The following is a 17,957-nucleotide window of genomic DNA, read 5'->3' as shown; positions in this document are numbered from 1 at the left end:
GTGCGTGCGGGTGCGGTGCCGGCGGCGGCGGACAGGGGGCCGGGCCGGTCGCCGGCGCCCGGGGCGAGTTCGGCGGCGAGGTGGAGCGTTCGGCTGCTGGTCATGCGGTGTCTCTCCCGGAAGGGCGGCGCGCGGTCAGTTCTTGGTGCGGGGCAGCCCCGGCGGGTTGATCTCCGACTTCGTCACGGACTCGCTGTCGAGGCCCCACCGCTTGAGGACCTGGGCGTAGGTGCCGTTCTCGACGATGTGGTCGATGGCGGCGGCGTAGGCGGCGACGAGTCCGCTGTCCTTCTTCGTGGTGGCCGCGATCTTGCCCTGGAGTCCGGCACCGGCACCGGAGAACTTTCCGACGATCTCGGTCTGTCCGGCGGAGAGCACGTGGTAGGCCGCCACGGGGTTGGGGCCGAGGTAGCCGTCGATGCGGCCGGACTGGAGCGCCAGGTAGTAGTCCGAGGTGTTCTGGTAGTACTTGATGTCGACCGGCTTGCGCCCGGCCTTCTCGTTCTGCGCGGACCAGTCGACGAGGATCTTCTCCTGGTTGGTGCCGGAGCCGACGGCGATCGCCTTCCCCGCCACGTCCTCGGGGCCCTTGACCGTCCAGCCGGAGCCCTTCTTCGCCTCGAAGGCGAGGTCGTCCAGGCGGTAGGTGGCGAAGTCGTACTTGTCCTTGCGCTCCTCGGTCACCGTGACGTTGGAGAACACGGCGTCGTACTTGCCGCTGTCGAGGCCGACGAAGAGGTTCTCCCAGGAGACCGGGTTGAACTCGGGCTTCAGGCCGAGGGCGTCGGCGACCAGGGTCGCGAGGTCGACCTCGACACCGATCAGCGTCTTGTCGTCGGTGGCGTGGAAGGCGAGCGGCGGATTGGCGGTGGCGGAGACGCCGAGGACCAGGGTGCCTCTCTTGCGGACGGCCTCGGGGAGCTTGGCGGCGAGTGCGTCGACCTTGGGGGTGTGGACGCGGTTCTGCTCGGGGCTGAGGTTGATGCCGTTGCCGGTCTTCTTTCCCTCGGTCCCGACGGTCTCGGTGGCGGCGTCGCCCGAGCCGCAGGCGGTGAGGACACCGAGGGCGGTGAGCGAGGCGAGAGCGGTGAGGACGGTGCGACGGGTCTTCATGGCGGTACTCCTGAGAGAGAAGGGGTGAGTGGATGGGTGGGTGGGTGGTCAGAGGACCTTGGAGAGGAAGGCGCGGGTGCGCTCGTGGCGGGGGCTGTCGAGCACCTCGGCCGGCGGCCCCTGCTCGACGATCCGGCCCTCGTCCATGAAGACCACGGTGTCGGCGACCTCGCGGGCGAAGCCGATCTCGTGGGTGACGACGATCATGGTGGTGCCGGAGGCCGCCAGGTCCTTGATGACGTCGAGGACCTCGCCGACCAGCTCGGGGTCGAGCGCGGAGGTCGGCTCGTCGAAGAGGAGCAGCCCCGGTTCCAGGGCGAGCGCGCGGGCGATGGCCACCCGCTGCTGCTGTCCGCCGGAGAGCTGCTTGGGGTACGCCTCCGCCTTGTCGGCCAGTCCGACGCGCGCCAGGAGACCGCGGGCCGCGGCCTCGGCCTCCTTGCGGGGGCGCTTGAGGGCCGAGACGGGGGCCTCGACGATGTTCTCCAGGACGGTGAGGTGCGGGAAGAGGTGGAAGTTCTGGAAGACGAAGCCGATCCGGGTGCGCTGCTTGAGGATGTCGCGCTCGCGCAGCTCGTACAGCTTGTTGCCGGAGCGGCGGTAGCCGACGAGGGTGCCGTCGACGCTGACGGTGCCGCTGTCGACCTTCTCCAGGTGGTTGATGGTGCGCAGGAGGGTGGACTTGCCGGAGCCGGAGGGGCCGAGGACGACGGTGACCTCGCCGGCGCGGACGTCGAGGTCGATCCCGCGCAGGACGTGCAGCGGGCCGAAGGTCTTGTGGACGGCCCGGATCTCGACCTTGGCGGTGTCGGCGGCCCGGGGGGCGGCGGACGGGTCGGCGGTGACGGAGCTCATCGGACGCTCCCCTTCGCGTAGTGGCGTTCGACGTAGTGCTGGACGACGGAGAGCGCGGTGGTGAGCAGGACGTACCAGGCGGTGGCGACCATCAGGAGGGGGACGACCCGTCCGTTGCGGCCGTAGACGACCTGGACCTGGTAGAAGAGTTCGCCGATCGCCATGACGGAGACGATCGAGGTGCCCTTGAAGAGCGAGATGATCTCGTTGGCGGCGTTGGGCAGGATCGACCGCATCGCCTGCGGCAGGACGATCCGCCGCACCTGCCGCAGCCGCGGGATGCCGAGGGAGGCCGCCGCCTGCAACTGGCCCTCGTCCACGGCGAGTACGCCGCCGCGGACGATCTCCGCCGCGTAGGCCGCCTGGTGCAGGGCGAGGCCCAGGACGGCGGCGCTCATCTCGCCGACCAGGCCCATCGTGTCGAAGGAGAGGAAGCTCGGCCCGAAGGGGATGCCGACGCTCAGCTCCTTGTAGAGATAGGCCAGGTTGAACCAGAAGAGCAGCTGGACGATGAGCGGGATCGAGCGGAAGGCCCAGATGTAGCCGAAGGCGACGGACCGCAGGAAGGGGCTGGCCGACAGGCGCATGAAGGCGAGCACGATGCCGATCGCGAAGCCGAGCGCGGTGCCGTAGAAGGTGAGTTGAAGGGTGACCCAGACGGCCCGGAGGACCGTCTCGGTGGTGAAGAACGCGGCGAAGACGTCCCACTCCCAGCCGGGGTTGGTGACGAGGCCGTGGACGAACTGGACGAGCAGGACGGCGGTGACCACGACGGCCACCCAGCGCCAGGGGTGGCGGACGGGGACGACCACGAGCTCGGGGGCGGCCGCCGGTTCCTTCGGGACGGCTCTGGTGGCGGGCGGATCGCTGGTGAGAGACATGGCGGTTCCTCGGAAGGGGGAGCCCGGTCGCGCAGCAGCGTCAGCGCCTCCCGCGCGGCGATGTCGTTCTGCCGGAAGGCGACCCCGCCGGTGCGGGGCCGGGTGAAGGCGCTGTCCGTCCGCGCCGTGGTGTGCGGGCCGAGTGCGAAGCGGCGCGGGTGGGGGCGTCCGTCGCGTTCGAGGATCCGGCCGTCGACCGGGTCGACGACGAGGAGGCCACTGGTGGTGGCCCGGGCGCCCGCCTCGTGCAGGGCGCGCAGCAGCGGGCTGCCGGTGCGTTCGAGGGTGGGGTCGGGGAGCCGGGCCTCGACCAGGGCGCGCGCCTCGGTCCACTCCCCCGGTACGGCGGGGGACGCGGCCCGGAACACCCCGCGCTCCTCGTCGGCCTCGACGGTGAGGCCGGGGCCGAGGAAGCGGACGACGCCCGCGCGGGAGAGGGCGAGGAGCTGGCGGAGCCGGGGGCCGGGCGGGCCGGACGCGAGGTAGCTGAAGAAGCCGTGCCACCAGTCGCCGGTGTCGACGCGGTCCCCGAGCCGGAGGAGTTGTCCGTAGACGGAGAGCAGTCCGGCGAAGACGGCGGCGTCGGCGCTGTGGGCGGGGTCGTGGCGGCGGGCGAGGTCGTCGGCGACGTAGCCGCGCAGGCCGGCCTGGAGGGCCTGCGCCGAGGCGAAGCGGATGCCGTCGAGGGGACGGTCCAGGGCGTCCAGGTCGAGCCGGTCGGCCGGGTCGGGGACGGCCGCGGCGACGAGGGCGGCCAGCTCGGCGCTGCGCGGCGGCGCGGCCGCGTAGGCCCGGGCGAAGTCGTCCGGTTCGAGCGCGGTCCGCTCGGGGTGGGTGGAGAAGAGCCGGTGGTAGTGGGCCCAGCCGAGTTCCTTGTCGATCAGCGGCCACACGTCCCGCCGGAAGTCGACGCGGCCGGGCGCGCGGAGCAGGGCGTCGGTCTGCTCGGGGCCGAAGAACCGTGGCAGCGGGGGCCGTTCGCCGTCGAGGGCGTAGCCGAGCTTGGAGTGGTACGGCACGCCCCGGCGCGATCCGACGTGCAGCACCGGTTCCCGGCCGGAGGGCCGGTAGACGAGTTCGTCGCCCGCGTCCTCGTAGCGTCCGCCGCGGCCCTCGGTGAGCAGCACCATCAGGTCGACGAAGGCGAGGCCGAAGCCGCGGACGAGGACGCTCTCGCCGGCGGGGAGGGCGGTCAGGTCGGTGTCGGCGGTGAAGTCGGGCGGCAGGTGGACGAGGCCGTGGCGGGCGGCGAAGCCGGCGAGGGCCCGCTGCTCCGGGTCGGGTTCGGCGTCGAGGTGGCCGACGGTGAGGACAACGGCGTCGGCGGTGAGCGGTGTGTCGGAGCCGTCCAGCCAGACCCGCTGGCGCCCCTCGCGCGGGCCGCCGATCCGCAGCGCGGTGGTGCGGTGCTCGTGGACGGTGACGGAGGCGGGCAGCGCGGCCCGGGCCTGCTCGAACACCCAGCGCAGATAGGCGCCCTGCTGGAGGCGGGTGGGGAAGCCGCGGCCGTCGATGCCGGCCCATTCGGCGATCGTCGGTCCGGGCCGCACGGGGCCCGTCAGCTCGACGGTCTCGTCGGTGAACATGGTGACGTCCTCGGCCCGGGAGTTCATCCAGAGCAGCGGGGACTGCGCGGTGCGCCAGATCCGGCCGGGGCCCGGCGGGTGGGGGTCGACGAGGTGCAGGTCGAGGGGGCGGTCGCCGTACAGCTCGGGCAGGTTGGCGGCGAGCCGTTCGAGGAGGCCGGTCCCCCGCGGACCGGCGCCCACGATCACCAGGGACGGGCGGGGGCTCATCGCGCGCCCCCCGTGCCGCGGGCGTAGTGCCGCTCCACGTAGTGCTGGCCGAGGCTGAGGACGGAGGTGACGGCGACGTACCAGAGCGTGGCGACGAGGAGGAGCGGGATGACCTCGTAGGTGCGGTGGTAGACGAGCTGGGTCGAGTAGAGCAGGTCCTGGACGGCGATCACGGAGACGATCGAGGTGCCCTTGAGGGTGCCGATCAGCATGTTCCCGGCCGGCGGGACGATCGCGCGCATGGCCTGCGGCAGCACGATCCGGGAGAGCCGGCGCCACCGGCCGAGACCGAGGGACTGGGCGGCCTCCAGCTGGCCGCGGTCGACGGAGAGGATGCCGCCGCGGACGACCTCGGCGGCGTAGGCGGCCTCGTGCAGGGTGAGGCCGATGACGGCGACGGACACGGGGCCGAGGAGGTTGACCGTGCTGACGCCCAGGATCTGCGGGTAGAGCGCGCCGATGTTGAACCAGAAGAGCAGCTGGACCAGGATCGGGGTGGAGCGGAAGAACCAGACGTAGCCCCAACTCACCGCGCGCAAAACCGGGTTGGCGGAGAGCCTCAGGACGGCGAGCAGGGTGCCCAGGACGAAGCCGAGCACCATGACGAGGGCCGTCAGCCACAGGGTGAGGCCGAGTCCGCGCAGGACGGACGTGGAGGTGAAGTACTCGGCGACCACGTCCCACTGGAAGGCCTTGTTGCGGACGACCGAGACGAGACCGAGGACGAGTAGGAGGAGCACGAGGCCGGCGGCCGTCCACTGCCCGGCGCGGCGGGCGGGGACGATACGGGGCGGTGGTTCGGCCGGCGGGGCCGGCGAGGGGGTTTTCACGAGGGTCGCGGACATGCGAAGACTCCGTGGATGCCAGAGGCGGATCGAACACGGGGGTGCGCCTTCACACGCGACGAGCACGGGACCGGGCCCCTCAGCCCGATCCGCCCTTCGAGGCTATGCGGTCAACAGGCCCTGCTGTCAAGGGTGTCCGCACTGTGAGCCGTACGTCTCATCACGGTTGACGTGGGCACGGATGCCTGTTCCACTGTGGCCATGCATTCGCAGCAGCTGGTCACGCGCTCCCACATCGACTTCGGTCGCGTGTGGTCCTCCTCCTGTTGAGCCGACCCTCTGCTCGGTGAGCCGGTGACACGGCTCCGCCCCGCCCGCGTGCTGTCCTCCGCGGCGCCTTCACACCCAGGCCCTTCCGGTGCCTGAGCTCTCCCCTCCCCTCGTTCCACCGTGCCGCCCTCCTTCGTTCCGAAGGACTGCCCGCTTCTCGTCTCTTTCGCCTCCTTCGTCCTGAAGGACCGTCATGACCTTCGCGTTGTCCGTGCACCGGACCACGACCACCGACCCCTTGGCGCGCCCGCTCCTCGACGAGCTGGCGTACGAGTACACGACCCGGTACGGCTCGGCGCACGATCTGAGCCGCTACCCGGCGGAGGAGTTCACCCCGCCGCACGGCGCCTTCCTGCTCCTGCTGGAGCAGGGCAGGCCCGTGGCGGGCGGCGCCTACCGCCGTTACGACGACGACACCGCCGAACTCAAGCGGATCTGGACCCACTCGGCGCACCGCAGGCGCGGACTCGCCCGCCGGGTCCTGACCGTGCTCGAACGGGAGGCCGCAGCCCGCGGCTACTCCCGCCTCTACCTCACGACCGGACCGCGCCAGCCCGAGGCCAGGGGCCTCTATCTGGCGAGCGGCTACCACCCGCTCTTCGACGTGTCCGCCGATCCCGAGTCGATCGGCCCGCTGCCGTTCGAGAAACTCCTGGAGAACCCGAAGCCATGACCACGCGCACGCGTCCCGGCACCGCACGCACCGCTCTCGCCTTCGCCCTGATCACCGGCGCCGCCCTGACCCTGACCGCCTGCGCGGGTGGCGACCCCGCCACGACCCCGGCCGGCGCGTCCGGCGCTCCGGGCGCCGCGGGGGCGGCCAAGGGCGGCCTTCCGACCGAGGACGTGGTGTCGGCGGTGAAGAAGAACGAGGCCGCGGCGAAGCTGCTCCCCGCGGACGTCCGGCAGCGTGGCAGCTTCACGATCGCCTCCTCCGTCGCGACCCCGCCCAGCTCGGCCTATCTGCCCGACGGGAAGACCGTGGTGGGGGTGGACGCCGACTTCGCCGCGGCCGTGGCGAAGGCCCTCGGCCTGGAGGCGAAGCGCGAGGTGGTCGGCTTCGAGGCGATCCTGCCGGCCCTCGGCAGCGGCAAGTACGACGTCGGCACCGGGAACTTCGGGGTGACCGAGGAGCGGCGCAAGGCCATCGACTTCGTGACCTACATCAACGACGGCCAGGGGTTCGCGAGCCGTGCGGACAGTCCGCTGAAGGCGGTGACCGACCTCACGCAGCTGTGCGGCCTGAAGGTGGCCGTGAACGCGGGCACCACCTTCGAGCGGACCCTGGAGCAGAACAAGGGCCGGTGCGCGGAGGCGGGCAGGAAGCCGTACGAGGTGAACGTCTACAGCGAGACGGGGGCGATCTGGATGTCGCTCCAGCAGGGCCGCAGCGATGTCGTGATGAACACGATCAACGGCGTGCGGTACGCGGTGACGCAGCAGAAGAACGTGAAGTTCCTCAACGAGTACCGGCGGCTCGACGTCGGCTTCGCCTTCAAGAAGGGGACGCCGCTCGCGCCCGCCTTCCAGGCCGCGGTGAACGGACTGAAGGCGGACGGCACGTACGACCGGATCCTCAAGAAGTGGGGCGTGACCGGGTCGGGCATCGCCACCTCGCGGATCTCCCCGCCGGAGATCCCGGCGCCGAAGAAGTAGCGGCGCGGGATCCCGGCGCCGAAGAGGGAGCGGCGCGGGGATCCCGGCGGAAGGTCAGCAGTCGCAGCCGCAGTTGCAGTCGCCGCAGCAGCCGTCGCCCTCGCAGCAGGAGGAGCAGTTGCCGCAGCAGTCACAGCAGTCGCAGCAGCTCCCGGGGTCGCACTGCTGGCAGAGCCCTTCGCGCCGCTGACGGCTCCAGGGGTCCTCGAAGCTGCCGCAGCACATCTGGCAGGTGCAGGCCAGACCGATCCAGAGCGCGCAGCCGGCGATCAGCCCGCGGCGGTTCGGCGGGCTGGGCGGCAGCGGCCCGCCGGGGCCGCCGGGACCGCCGGGGCCGGGGGCGTACGGACCACCGGGGCCGGCCGGACCGCCGGGTGCGTACGGGTTGCCGGGGCCCGGGCCGCCCGGTGCGGCGTAGGGGTTCCCCGGGACGGGTCCGTGCGCGTGCGGGGCGCCGGGGCCCCGCGCCGCGCCGGTGTGCGAGCAGCTCGTGGTGCCGAAGGCGCGGTCGACCGAGGTGCGGAGTTCGTGGGCGAGCAGGACGTGCGCCAGCTTGCCGTCGGCGAACTCGGCGTCCCGCAGGGCGAGGCGGATGCCGTGCAGGGCGTCGTCGGCGAGCCGGCGGGCCTCCTCGCGGGAGGTGCCGGTCGCGGTGAGCGGGTTCCAGGCCCCCTTCTCCGCGTCGGCGGTCTGGTCCTCGACGGCGTCGAGGAGGTGGGCGAGCCGGCCGAAGAGCCGGCCCGCCTCGGCGAGCGGCTCCGCGTTGCCGGGCCGTCCGGCGAGGACGGCGGTGTGCGCGAACGCGGCCGCGGTGGCGGTCTCGGTCGGTTCGGTGACGGTGAGCAGGGAGGTGCCGGGGCCGGCCAGTGCCTCGATGCCGGTCTGGCGGTCGACGGCGTCCACGAGGACGGCGGTGTCGAAGCCGAGGGCGCGTCCGGTCCTGGCTCCCGCCCGGTCCCAGGAGCGGGCGACGCGGCGGGCCGCCGCGGCGGCCGGCCGCCGGGCCAACAGGCCGTCCCGGTCGTCGACGTGGTCCCGGATCTTCGCCGAGGCCAGGACCAGGGAGACGGCGGCGGCGAGCCGGGCTCCCTCGCCCCTGGCCACCGGGGCGGTCCGCAGGGCACGCAGCGCGCAGGGCCCGGCCGTGCGGCGGCCGGCCTCGGTGACGCCGGTCTGAGCCTCCGTCAGGACGGAGACGATCAGCCCGTCGTAGTTGGTGACGATCCGCGCGAACTGCCCGTGGTCGGCGCGAAGTGCCAGGCAGAGGCCGCAGAGATGGGCCATCCACGCGGTCTTGAGCCCGTCGGTGAGCCGATGCGTGCAGGGTCTGACGATTCCGAACATGGTCTCCCCCGTGGAGCGTGGATCTGCGCCTGGCCATGGACCGCCGGGCGGTCTCGCGGCATCGTAGCGAGCGGGCTCGTTCACCCGTACGCGCCCATCGTCACCCTTCCGGCACGACTTTCATATTTTCAGCTACATGGCCCTCCCTCAGGCCCCGCATACCGCACGTTTCCTGACGAGTCGCCAGGAAACGGTCCTCACGTTCTGCACCAGTACCGTCACGAATCCCCTGCGCGCCGACTATCCACTTGGCGCGCGATCCGCATCATGAAGGACGATAGGGAAATGCGGAACCACAAGTGACCGCGTTGAAAGGAGGCGTCCATGGGATCGGTGCGCAAGGCCAGTGCCTGGCTGGGACTCGTCGAGGACAACGACGAGCGGTACTACGACGACGAGTACGCCGACGGTGCCGAGGGCGGCGACGCCTGGGTGACGGACCCCCGCGTCCGGGTCGCCACGGACACCGCCGAGGACCGGGGCCGCCGGATCGCGACCGTCTCCCCGGCCGGCTTCCGGGACGCCCGCGGCATCGGCGAGCTCTTCCGGGACGGCGTTCCGGTGATCGTGAACCTGACCGCGATGGAGTCGAACGACGCCAAGCGCGTGGTCGACTTCGCCGCCGGCCTCGCCTTCGGTCTGCGCGGTTCGATCGAGCGCGTGGCCACCCGGGTCTTCCTGCTGACCCCCGCCGACACCCAGATCGTCACCGGCGAGACGGGCCGGCGCAAGCAGGACGGCTTCTTCAACCAGAGCTGAGCGGTCCGCCGGCCGGGCACCCCCGAGCGATCGGGTCAGTGCGCCGGACGCCCCGAGCCGGCGGGCTCGATCGCCTCCCGCGTCGCGGGCACCCGCGGCCCGGACGCCTTCGCGCGCTCCGACGGCTCCACGGCCCGCACGGCACCCGGGTGCTTCGACGGCCCCTGCGACTCCGCCTCCGGCACCCCGGCGGACACCGGATCCACGGAGTCCGCCGAGTCCACGGAGTCCATGCAGTCCACTGAGTCCTCCGGATCCGCCGGGCACTCCATCACCCGCGGCAGGCGCAGTGCCATCGCCGCGCCGAGCAGCAGCAGCCCCGCGCTCACGAAGAGCGTGAGGTGCAGCCCGTTCACGAAGGCGTGCCGGGCGGCGTCGTGCAGCGCGCCGCCGGCCTCCCCGCCCAGCCGGCCCGCCACCTGATAGGCCTCGCCCAGCGAGTTCGCCGCGGCGCGGCTCACCTCCGCGGGCACCCCCGGGATCGCGGCGAGCCCGGGCGCGTACGCCGCGTTCATCACGCTGCCGAGCAGGGCGGTGCCCATGCCCGCGCCGAGCTGGTACGAGGTCTCGCCGATCGAGGCCGCGGCGCCCGCGCTCCGCTGCGGCGCCTCGCTGAGCATCGACTCGTACGCCGAGAAGAGCGTGGTCTGCAGGCCGAAGCCGAGCAGCACGAAGCCCACCGTGAGCAGCAGCGGCCGGTCGTGCTGCCCCATGAAGGTGAGCAGCAGCACGGCGGCGGCGGTGAGGACGAAGCCCCAGCCGACCATCCGGCGCGGCCCGATCCTGCGCAGGGTGTACGAGCCGGTGGCGCCGGCGGCCATGGCGGCGAAGGTGAGCGGCAGCAGCCGCAGCCCGGTCTCCAGCGGGCTGAGGCCGATGACCAGCTGGAGGTACTGGACGGCGATGAGCTGGAGGCCGACCAGGGCCAGCATGGCGAGCACGATGCAGCCGACCGAGGTGGTGAAGGCGGCGCGGGAGAAGAGCCGCATGTCGATCAGCGGATGGGGCCTGCGCCGCTGGCGCCGCACGAAGAGGACGAGGAGCCCGGCGCCGAGCAGCAGCGGCCCGGCGGTGAGGAGGTCGAGGAGCGGTTCGCCCGCGCCCGCCCGCTTGACCCCGAGGACGCAGCCGAGCACACCGGCGGCGGCCATGAGCGCGCCGAGGACGTCCCAGGGTCCGTCGGCGCCGCCGCGGGACTCCGGGAGGAGTCGGCGGCCGAGCGGCAGGATCAGGGCCATCAGCGGGATGTTGATGAGGAAGACGGAGCCCCACCAGTAGTGCTCGACGAGGAAGCCGCCGAGCACGGGCCCGGTGGCGGCCCCTATCGCGGCCACCGCGGTCCAGATCCCGATGGCGGTGGCGCGCTCGCGCCGGTCGGGGAAGACCGCGCGGAGGATGGAGAGCGTGGCGGGCATGATCATCGCGCCGCCGACGCCGAGGAGCACCCGGGCCCCGATGAGGACCGCGGGGTCGGTGGCGAGCGCGGCGACCGCCGAGGCGATGCCGAACAGCGCGTATCCGAGGAGCAGCACCCGGCGCCTTCCGACCCGGTCACCGAGGGTGCCGAAGAGGATGAGGAGCGAGGCACAGATCAGGGGGTAGGCGTCGACGATCCACAGCAGGGCGGTGGAGCTCGGGCGCAGGTCCTCGGTGAGCGAGGGGATGGCCACGTGGAGGATGGTCGAGTCGAGGGCGACCACGAGAAGGCTGACGCAGAGGACGACGAGGACGACCCAGCGGTTGGCTCCCCCGCCGGCTGCGGCACGGGGTCGTGCTGGGGCCGTGTTCGTCCGCGACATGTACGTACCTCCCAGTGAAGCTCTCGCGCTCGGCGGGTCCTGACCAGGGCTTATACCCCCGGGGGGCCCGGCATCGACGGGCGAGTGAGCCGTCAGCGTACGCGAGTCCGAGGCCCGAGCGCGTGGTGCAGCTCTCACCTCGCCGGGCCGCGCGGTGTGGCGTACGCCACTCGGGGCGGGCCGTGCGTCGCATGGAATTCCGTACGGACAGGCGTTTGAAGCGAATTCCGCGTGTTCAAACACGCTTCCGGAATCGGTCCCGTGACAATAGGGCGGAAGGTCATCGGATTTCCCGACGGACGCCGGTAAAGGGACGCCCACTGAGACCCACTCCACATCACATCAACATCACGAACAGCACGGTACGACCGGGTCTGCTTCTCACTCCCTGTAACGTCGATTGGGTGCGTACCGACATCTTTGCCCGGCTGGACCGGGAGCCGGAACCGCCGAAGATAGAGGTCCCGCGGATGACCCGCACGCGTCTCGCCCTCTTCGGCGGGACGTCGGCGTTCTATCTCGCCATGGTCGTCGCCGTGCTGCTCTCGACGTGGCTGGTGACCCTCGACTGGAAGATCATGCTCTTCCGGCCGTACCAGCAGTGGCCGGAGATCCACGGCTTCCTCGACTACTACGTCGTCCTCGGCCAGCGCGGTCCGACGGCCGTCATGGTGGCCGCCTGGCTGGGCTGGCGCTCCTGGCGCCAGCACACCCTGCGGCCTCTGCTCTGCCTCGGCGCCGCCCTCCTGCTGCTCAACGTCACGGTCGGCGCGGTCAAGCTCGGGCTCGGCCGTCTCGGCCCCCACTACGCGACCGAGGTCGGATCCGCCGAGCTCTTCGCCGGCGGCGACATATTCCCCTCGGGTCACACCGCCAACGCGGTCGTGACCTGGGGCATCCTCGCCTACCTCGCGACCACTCCGCGGGCCCGGCGCTATCTGTCGGCGCTCTCCGCGGTGGTCGCTCTCGGCGTCGGGCTCACCACGGTCTACCTGGGCACGCACTGGCTGAGCGACGTCCTCCTCGGCTGGGCCGCCGGCCTGCTGATCCTGCTCGCCCTGCCCTGGTGCGAGCCGGTGATCGCCGTCGCCGAGTCGTGGATCCTGGCCCTGCGCGACCGCGTACGGGACCGGCTGCGGGACCGCCGCCGTCTGGTGCCCTCGCTGCCCGTGGCCTCCGGAGGACCCCGCCCGGGGTACTTCCCGCCGCGTCCGGCCGGCTCCGAGGAGCCCGTCCGCGGGCCCGCCGGAGTGGCCGGCGGCCGCGCTTCGGCGACCCGTACGGGAGTGGCGGGCGGCCGCGCCCCGGCGACCCGCGGCTGACCGCGCGACCCCACGCATCCGGAGAAGGGCCCCGGCCGACGATCGGCCGGGGCCCTTCCCGCTGTCCGGTGCACGGACGGCTCCGGGCACGCCCGGAGCCCGCCGCCGACGCCTCAGCCGACCCAGCAGCGGGTGACCGTGCCGTCCTCGACCTCGAAGTTGATGCGTGCGGCGACGTACTCCATCGTGATGATCGAGCCGGGCGGGAGCGACCTGACGGTGCTCCAGCCCCGCGTCCTGGCGCGCCGTTCGGCGCTGTCCCCGTCGAGGCCCACATAGGACTCGGGGGCGTCGCGGGGCGGTTCGGGAGTGCGCGATGTCGGTGCCATGACCCTCACGTTAGTCCCTTCGCGGTCACGCTTGTGTCACAGGTTCTCGACGTATGTTCGGCATGATCCAGGTCACTTCCGACCAGGGATTCCGTCCGTTTCTCCAGTAATTCCGAGCGGCCCCCGGCAGTTCGCACCGAGGAACCGGAAGCACGGATACCGTGCGGGTAATTCGACTCTTCCGGCGCCGCCCGTCCCGAATTGTCTGGGCGGTGCGCACGCGAGCCGCCCACTCTTCCCTTACACAATGCTTACGCCTCCGCCGGAGCCCCCGCCGACCGGTCGAGGGAGCGGGAGAGCAGGTCCCTGAGCGCCCGCACCCGGTCGACCAGCTCCGGCGGATCGAGCACCTCGAACTCGAAGCCGATCAACGACACGTGGATCACCATGACGTCGAGGCTGTGCGCCCCGGTCCGCAGCAGGCAGGCGTCCGCCCCGTCCGCCGTCAGGACGCCGTCGGCCGSGCCGACGGCCCCGGCGGCCTCCGCGAGCGACACGTGCAGCCGGATCGTCGCCTCGGTCGAGTACGCCGAGGTGGACACGCCCTTCGCCACGTAGGCGGCGAGGTCGTCCGCGGGCGGCTCGCGGGGCGGGAAGCGGGGCCCGTGCGGCGGGGTCGGCACGATCCGGTCGGCGCGGAAGGTGCGCCAGTCGTCCCGGTCCACGTCCCAGGCGACCAGGTACCAGCGCCGCTCGCTGCACACCAGACGGTGCGGCTCGACGTTCCTGCGGGTGCTCGCCCCGCCGTGGTCCCGGTACTCGAAGCGCAGCCGCTCGCTGTCCCGGCAGGCGTGGGCGAGCTCGGTGAGGACGGCCGGGTCGATCCGCTCGCTGGGGGTGCGGAGCATCGGGACGGTGAAGGCGTTCAGGGCGCTCACCCGGCGGCGCAGGCGCCCCGGGAGCACCTGCTCCAGCTTGGCCAGGGCGCGGACCGAGCTCTCCCCGATGCCCTCGACGCCCTGCCCGGCGGCGGCCCGGAGTCCGACGGCGACCGCCACGGCCTCCTCGTCGTCGAGGAGCAGCGGCGGCAGCTCGGCCCCGGCGCCGAGCTGGTAGCCGCCGCCGGTCCCGGGGCTGGCGTTGACCGGATAGCCGAGCTCGCGGAGCCGGTCCACGTCCCGCCGTACGGTCCGGGGCGTGACCCCGAGCCGGTCGGCGAGATCGGCACCGGACCACTCGCGGTGGGCCTGGAGCAGCGAGAGCAGACGCAAGAGCCGTGCTGAGGTCTCCAACATGGACGCGAGTCTGCCAGCCCTCGCGGACGACTTCTGTCCTCGATGGAACGAGGTGCGAGCGGGGTGGAAGCGGCACGGGCGCGGGGTGCGAGCGGCGTGGGCGCGGGGCGCGGTCAGCGGAAGCGGCGGACCAGCCGGCCGACCCGGGCCTTCAGGTCGTAGACCGCGTCGATCGCGCGACCGGTCGCGGTGTGCAGCGCCGCCCGGCCCTGCCCGTGGGTGCGTCGGCCCGCGCCCCGCTCCACGAGCTCCCCCCAGAGCGCCTCGTGCCGGGCGGCGATCCTGATCGGGTCGAACCGCTCGGACGCGTCCAGGGCGGCCCGGGCCGCCCTGGCCCGCAGCTCGTCGTCCTCGACCAGCCGGCGCAGCGCCCGCGCGAACGCCGCCGTGTCGTCGACCGGCACGAGGAAGCCGTCGACCCCGTCCTCGATGATCTCGCCCGGTCCGTGCGGGCAGTCGGTGGACACCACCGGGAGTCCGCAGCGCATCGCCTCGACGATGGTCATGCCGAAGGACTCGCGCTGCGAGGTCACCGCGGCGATCGAGCCCTTGGCCAGCTCCGGTTCCAGCGGGTTCGCCGACCCCATGAGGAACACCTGCCCGGTGAGCCCCCGCTCCTCGATCTGCCGGGTCAGCGGGCCCTTGAGGTTCTGCGCGGCGTCCCCGCTGCCGTAGATCCGCAGCCGCCAGTCGGGATGGTCGGCCGCCACCTCGGCGAAGGCGTCGATCAGCAGGTCGTACCGCTTCACCTGGGTGAGCCGGCCCGCCGCCACCACGGTCCGCACCGCAGGGTCGGCGGGCGGCGCCGGGGGCGCGGGCACGCTGTTGGGCACGGACTCGACGCGTACGCCGGGCAGCTTCAGCCGCCGGTAGGCGCGGGCGTCCGCCTCGGTGACGGTGGTGACGGCGTCCAGGAGCGCGTACTCGTGGCCGATGTCGCGGCGCAGCCGGAAGGTGTGGCCGTCGAGGATCAGGTGCTCCTGTCCCACCAGGACGGGCCCCCGCCGGGCCTGCCGGACGAGCTGCACGTTGAGCCCGGGGCGGGTGCCGACGAGGACGTCGGCCTCGACGCCGCGCAGGTGGTCCCCGATCCGGGCGTCGGTGAGGGCGCTGTACTGCTTCCAGCGTCCGTCGCCGCGCGGGAAGACCTCGGCGGGGCGGTGGAAGTCGGGGTGGTCGCCGTCGTAGCCGGGACTGTCCTTGCGCACGTCGACGAGGTGGCGCAGGGTCACCCCGGCGGGCAGGCCGAGGAAGGGGCGGTCGCGGTGGCGGAACACCGAGACGATCTCGACCTCGTGACGCTTCGCCAGTTCCTCGGCGAGGGTGAACGTCGTCCGGATCGTGCCGCCGTAGTGGTAGCCGTTGTGGAGCAGAAAGGAAATACGCATCGCGCTGCCGGTTCCCCCCGGTCAGTTGATCGGTCGACCGACTGTAACGCCGGTCGAGGGGGCTCCGTTCGCGCGCGGTGACCGGGGAGCTTCACGGACGGTGACCGAGCGGGGCACGATCACGCCGCTCCCCTTCCCCTCTGCCCGATCACCCGGACCCCCGTCTCTCCGGCCAACGAGCCACCGACGGGCGGGCGTTCCGGGTCCCCGGCCTCCCGCCCGGGACCCTCGACCGCGCCGGCGCGCCTCAGAGGGGCGCGATCCGCAGCATCGTCCCGACGGCCACCCGGTTCGGATCGGGTCCGATGAGGGCCCGGTTCGCCTGGTACAGCGCCTGCCAGCCTCCCTTGATCGCGAAACGGCGGGCGATCGAGCTGAGGGTGTCCCCCCGCTGGACGGTGTGGACGCGCCCGCTCAGCCCGTACCGCTTGGAGCAGACCGGCCAGGCCCCCCACCCCTGGGTACGGAGCACCTCCTCGGCGACGGCGATCTGCTGGGCCCGGGTCGCCAGGTCGGCGCGCGGCGCGTACCGCAGTCCGCCGTGCTCGACCCAGGTCGGGTGCCAGAACTGGAGCCCCCCGTAGAAGCCGTTCCCGGTGTTGGTGTGCCAGTCGCCGCTGCTCTCGCACTCGGCGACGCACCCCCACGGCCACTGGTCCCCGGCGCAGGGGTAGGCGGGCACGGCGGCGGCCGCCGGGAGCCCCGCCGGTACGTCACGGAGCACGGCGGACGTGTTCCGGGGGCCGGCCGGCAGGTCGCGGGCCTGGACGGGTGCCGGGGCCAGCGCCAGCAGCGCGGCGGCGGACACCGCCACGAGCGAACCCGTGGTCCACAATCGGATCATCGACATCGAGGCAGGCTAGGCAGCGCCCCGGCGCCCCCGGCCCGTGCCGCGCGGAACACCGTTCACACCCCACCCGGTCGGAGTCACCCACCGCCGCGCGCTCCCCGTGCCCTCGCAGCGCCGTCCGCCGGGCCCGCGCGCGACCGGCTCCGCACGGGCCGGTGGCAAGTTGGCACGGTTCCACGCGTGACCCCGGCCGAGCCTGACCCGTTGAACTCGTCATGAGACGACCGGGAACGGCCCGGCGTCCCCCCGTACCGAGCCCAGGGAGCCCCCCGTGCCGCGCATGCTCGACGTCAGCGAGGACGTACGCGCCGAGATCGGCGACGAAGAAGCGGACCGGCTGCTCGCCGGCGACAACGCCCCGGGCGGCTACGACTGCACGTCCTGCCGCACGCCGGGTGACTCCGGCCAGGAGCGCACCAGCACGGTGCTGTTCGTCGGCGACGAGACCGCGGTCCTCGCGTTCGCCCACGCCAGCTGCATTCCGTCGCAGGTCGTCCGGGTCGCCGAGGAGCAGCTGCAGGGCGCCGTCGCCTCCATCACGGCCTCGGACACCGCCGACGCGCTGTCCGCCGCCCACCCCGAGCAGGCCGTGCTCGGGGTCACCAGCGGTCTCGTCCTGATCCAGGGCGAGCTGCACCCGGCCCTGGTCGTGGAGCCGACCGCGCCGGTGGCCCGTCCGGGGTCGGACGGCCTCACCGACGAGTTCCTGCCGCTCCTGGCCGACCAGGGCTTCCACCGGGTCGTGACGCTCGACGAGAAGCCGGCAGCGCTGCCGGGCTGGTCGGTCCTGGTGGCCATGGGCCAGCTGCACTCCGTCCTCCAGCCGGGCCCCGGCGGCGCGGGGCAGGCCGCCTGGTGGCAGGCCCACCAGCCGCTCCAGGTCACCGAGGGCTGGCGGGCGGCGGCCAACAAGTCGCACACGGTGCTGGTCTTCGCCGCCCCGGTCGGCTCGATCGGCCAGCAGCCGCGCGAGGACCTGCTGCGCGACGCCCTGGAGAAGGCCGCGGCGAACGGGCGCCTGGTCGCCGCCGCGATGCCGCTGGCCGGCACCTGATGGAGGGCCGCCGGCCGGGCATGGGGTGGGCGCGGGTGCACGGCGTGCCGGTGGGGCCGACGGGCTCCGGCGGCCCCGGGGCCCCGGCCGTGCCGCGTCCCCGGCGGGCCCCCCTTTCGGAGAGCCGCCCGCATCCGACGGGCGGCGGGGTCGTTGGCACCTACGTGCACGCATACGACCCCTTCCCCCAGCCGTATCCGAGTCCGATCCCGTCGATGCGCCCCGCGCAGGACGTCACGGCCGGGCCCTCGCCCACGCCGATCTACGACGCCCTGTACTCGGAGTTCCGCAGGACGTTCCGCACGCTGCCGGGTGACCGCAGCGGCGAGGAGGACGTGACGTTCCGGGCGTTCGGTACGGCGGTGAGCACGGGCGTGTACGGGCAGGGCCAGGGTCACGGCCACGGCCAGGGCCACCGGTACGGGGCGGCGTATCCGCAGGCCTGGGCCGCGCCCTACCCG

General features: G+C 73.0%; 16 protein-coding genes and 1 pseudogene. 6 read left to right on the top strand and 11 right to left on the bottom strand.

Features of this window, described 5'->3' with window-relative positions:
- Positions 1–135: 135 nt before the first annotated feature.
- The 5 genes and pseudogenes from EAO70_RS23285 to EAO70_RS23265 all read right to left on the bottom strand — a co-directional run bounded on the left by EAO70_RS23285 (position 136) and on the right by EAO70_RS23265 (position 5,490).
- Positions 136–1,113 carry an ABC transporter substrate-binding protein gene (locus EAO70_RS23285; RefSeq protein ID WP_148004747.1) on the bottom strand — a complete coding sequence of 326 codons (978 nt, stop codon included), beginning with the start codon at positions 1,111–1,113 and terminating at the stop codon, positions 136–138.
- Between the two features lie 48 nt (positions 1,114–1,161).
- The gene (locus EAO70_RS23280) at positions 1,162–1,968 is read right to left on the bottom strand and encodes an amino acid ABC transporter ATP-binding protein (RefSeq protein ID WP_148004746.1); all 807 of its coding nucleotides are present in this window, start codon (positions 1,966–1,968) and stop codon (positions 1,162–1,164) included.
- Entirely contained in the window at positions 1,965–2,849 is an 885-nt protein-coding gene (locus EAO70_RS23275; protein ID WP_148004745.1) for an amino acid ABC transporter permease, read from the bottom strand. The genes EAO70_RS23280 and EAO70_RS23275 overlap by 4 nt, the downstream gene beginning before the upstream one ends.
- Positions 2,850–2,872: 23 nt before the next feature.
- Positions 2,873–4,645, bottom strand: a pseudogene (locus tag EAO70_RS23270) (FAD/NAD(P)-binding protein); the annotation flags it as partial.
- Entirely contained in the window at positions 4,642–5,490 is an 849-nt protein-coding gene (locus tag EAO70_RS23265; RefSeq protein WP_148004744.1) for an amino acid ABC transporter permease, read from the bottom strand. The gene EAO70_RS23265 and the pseudogene EAO70_RS23270, both read right to left, overlap by 4 nt.
- Before the next feature lie 463 nt (positions 5,491–5,953).
- Between EAO70_RS23265 and EAO70_RS23260 the strand changes: the two genes are divergently transcribed.
- Entirely contained in the window at positions 5,954–6,433 is a 480-nt protein-coding gene (locus EAO70_RS23260) for a GNAT family N-acetyltransferase (RefSeq protein ID WP_148004743.1), read from the top strand.
- Positions 6,430–7,416, top strand: coding sequence for an ABC transporter substrate-binding protein (locus EAO70_RS23255; RefSeq protein WP_148004742.1), 987 nt, complete (start codon positions 6,430–6,432; stop codon positions 7,414–7,416). Before EAO70_RS23260 ends, EAO70_RS23255 begins: the two co-directional genes overlap by 4 nt.
- A 54-nt stretch (positions 7,417–7,470) precedes the next feature.
- Here the strand turns inward: EAO70_RS23255 and EAO70_RS23250 are convergent, their stop codons facing one another.
- Entirely contained in the window at positions 7,471–8,760 is a 1,290-nt protein-coding gene (locus tag EAO70_RS23250; RefSeq protein ID WP_187283994.1) for a DUF5685 family protein, read from the bottom strand.
- A 324-nt stretch (positions 8,761–9,084) separates the two neighbouring features.
- Between EAO70_RS23250 and EAO70_RS23245 the strand changes: the two genes are divergently transcribed.
- Complete coding sequence (locus tag EAO70_RS23245; protein ID WP_148004741.1) at positions 9,085–9,519, top strand: cell division protein SepF; 435 nt, start codon at positions 9,085–9,087, stop codon at positions 9,517–9,519.
- 35 nt (positions 9,520–9,554) lie between these two features.
- On the opposite strand, the gene EAO70_RS23240 is transcribed toward EAO70_RS23245, so the two are convergent.
- On the bottom strand, positions 9,555–11,318 hold the full coding sequence (locus EAO70_RS23240) for an MFS transporter (protein WP_148004740.1): 1,764 nt from the start codon (positions 11,316–11,318) through the stop codon (positions 9,555–9,557).
- 404 nt (positions 11,319–11,722) lie between these two features.
- Between EAO70_RS23240 and EAO70_RS23235 the strand changes: the two genes are divergently transcribed.
- Positions 11,723–12,640 carry a phosphatase PAP2 family protein gene (locus EAO70_RS23235; RefSeq protein WP_148004739.1) on the top strand — a complete coding sequence of 306 codons (918 nt, stop codon included), beginning with the start codon at positions 11,723–11,725 and terminating at the stop codon, positions 12,638–12,640.
- Between the two features lie 113 nt (positions 12,641–12,753).
- Here EAO70_RS23235 and EAO70_RS23230 read toward each other — a convergent pair whose 3' ends face one another.
- The 4 genes from EAO70_RS23230 to EAO70_RS23215 form a co-directional block, all read right to left on the bottom strand.
- Positions 12,754–12,969 (bottom strand): I78 family peptidase inhibitor, encoded by a 216-nt coding sequence (locus EAO70_RS23230; RefSeq protein WP_148004738.1) that lies wholly within the window; start codon positions 12,967–12,969, stop codon positions 12,754–12,756.
- 251 nt (positions 12,970–13,220) lie between these two features.
- On the bottom strand, positions 13,221–14,204 hold the full coding sequence (locus tag EAO70_RS23225) for a helix-turn-helix transcriptional regulator (protein ID WP_148004737.1): 984 nt from the start codon (positions 14,202–14,204) through the stop codon (positions 13,221–13,223).
- Between the two features lie 113 nt (positions 14,205–14,317).
- A complete protein-coding gene (locus EAO70_RS23220) occupies positions 14,318–15,592 on the bottom strand; it encodes a glycosyltransferase (protein ID WP_148004736.1) in 1,275 nt (424 codons plus the stop codon).
- A 247-nt stretch (positions 15,593–15,839) separates the two neighbouring features.
- On the bottom strand, positions 15,840–16,442 hold the full coding sequence (locus EAO70_RS23215; protein ID WP_148004735.1) for a transglycosylase family protein: 603 nt from the start codon (positions 16,440–16,442) through the stop codon (positions 15,840–15,842).
- A gap of 271 nt (positions 16,443–16,713) precedes the next feature.
- Between EAO70_RS23215 and EAO70_RS23210 the strand changes: the two genes are divergently transcribed.
- Positions 16,714–17,496, top strand: coding sequence for a hypothetical protein (locus EAO70_RS23210; RefSeq protein ID WP_148004734.1), 783 nt, complete (start codon positions 16,714–16,716; stop codon positions 17,494–17,496).
- A 164-nt stretch (positions 17,497–17,660) separates the two neighbouring features.
- A partial coding sequence (locus EAO70_RS39465; protein WP_261992994.1) for a hypothetical protein occupies positions 17,661–17,957 on the top strand: 297 nt, incomplete at its 3' end.

Source organism: Streptomyces sp. adm13(2018) (genome assembly GCF_008042145.1).
Taxonomy (GTDB): domain Bacteria; phylum Actinomycetota; class Actinomycetes; order Streptomycetales; family Streptomycetaceae; genus Streptomyces.
This window is presented reverse-complemented; position numbering and strand designations above follow the sequence as displayed.

Coding starts and splice junctions, on each gene's coding strand:
- EAO70_RS23285 (WP_148004747.1), bottom strand. CDS start 1,113: ATGAAGACCCGTCGCACCGTCCTCACCGCTCTCGCCTCGCTCACCGCC.
- EAO70_RS23265 (WP_148004744.1), bottom strand. CDS start 5,490: ATGTCCGCGACCCTCGTGAAAACCCCCTCGCCGGCCCCGCCGGCCGAA.
- EAO70_RS23230 (WP_148004738.1), bottom strand. CDS start 12,969: ATGGCACCGACATCGCGCACTCCCGAACCGCCCCGCGACGCCCCCGAG.
- EAO70_RS23240 (WP_148004740.1), bottom strand. CDS start 11,318: ATGTCGCGGACGAACACGGCCCCAGCACGACCCCGTGCCGCAGCCGGC.
- EAO70_RS23220 (WP_148004736.1), bottom strand. CDS start 15,592: ATGCGTATTTCCTTTCTGCTCCACAACGGCTACCACTACGGCGGCACG.
- EAO70_RS23275 (WP_148004745.1), bottom strand. CDS start 2,849: ATGTCTCTCACCAGCGATCCGCCCGCCACCAGAGCCGTCCCGAAGGAA.
- EAO70_RS23260 (WP_148004743.1), top strand. CDS start 5,954: ATGACCTTCGCGTTGTCCGTGCACCGGACCACGACCACCGACCCCTTG.
- EAO70_RS23215 (WP_148004735.1), bottom strand. CDS start 16,442: ATGTCGATGATCCGATTGTGGACCACGGGTTCGCTCGTGGCGGTGTCC.
- EAO70_RS23250 (WP_187283994.1), bottom strand. CDS start 8,760: ATGTTCGGAATCGTCAGACCCTGCACGCATCGGCTCACCGACGGGCTC.
- EAO70_RS23255 (WP_148004742.1), top strand. CDS start 6,430: ATGACCACGCGCACGCGTCCCGGCACCGCACGCACCGCTCTCGCCTTC.
- EAO70_RS23280 (WP_148004746.1), bottom strand. CDS start 1,968: ATGAGCTCCGTCACCGCCGACCCGTCCGCCGCCCCCCGGGCCGCCGAC.
- EAO70_RS23245 (WP_148004741.1), top strand. CDS start 9,085: ATGGGATCGGTGCGCAAGGCCAGTGCCTGGCTGGGACTCGTCGAGGAC.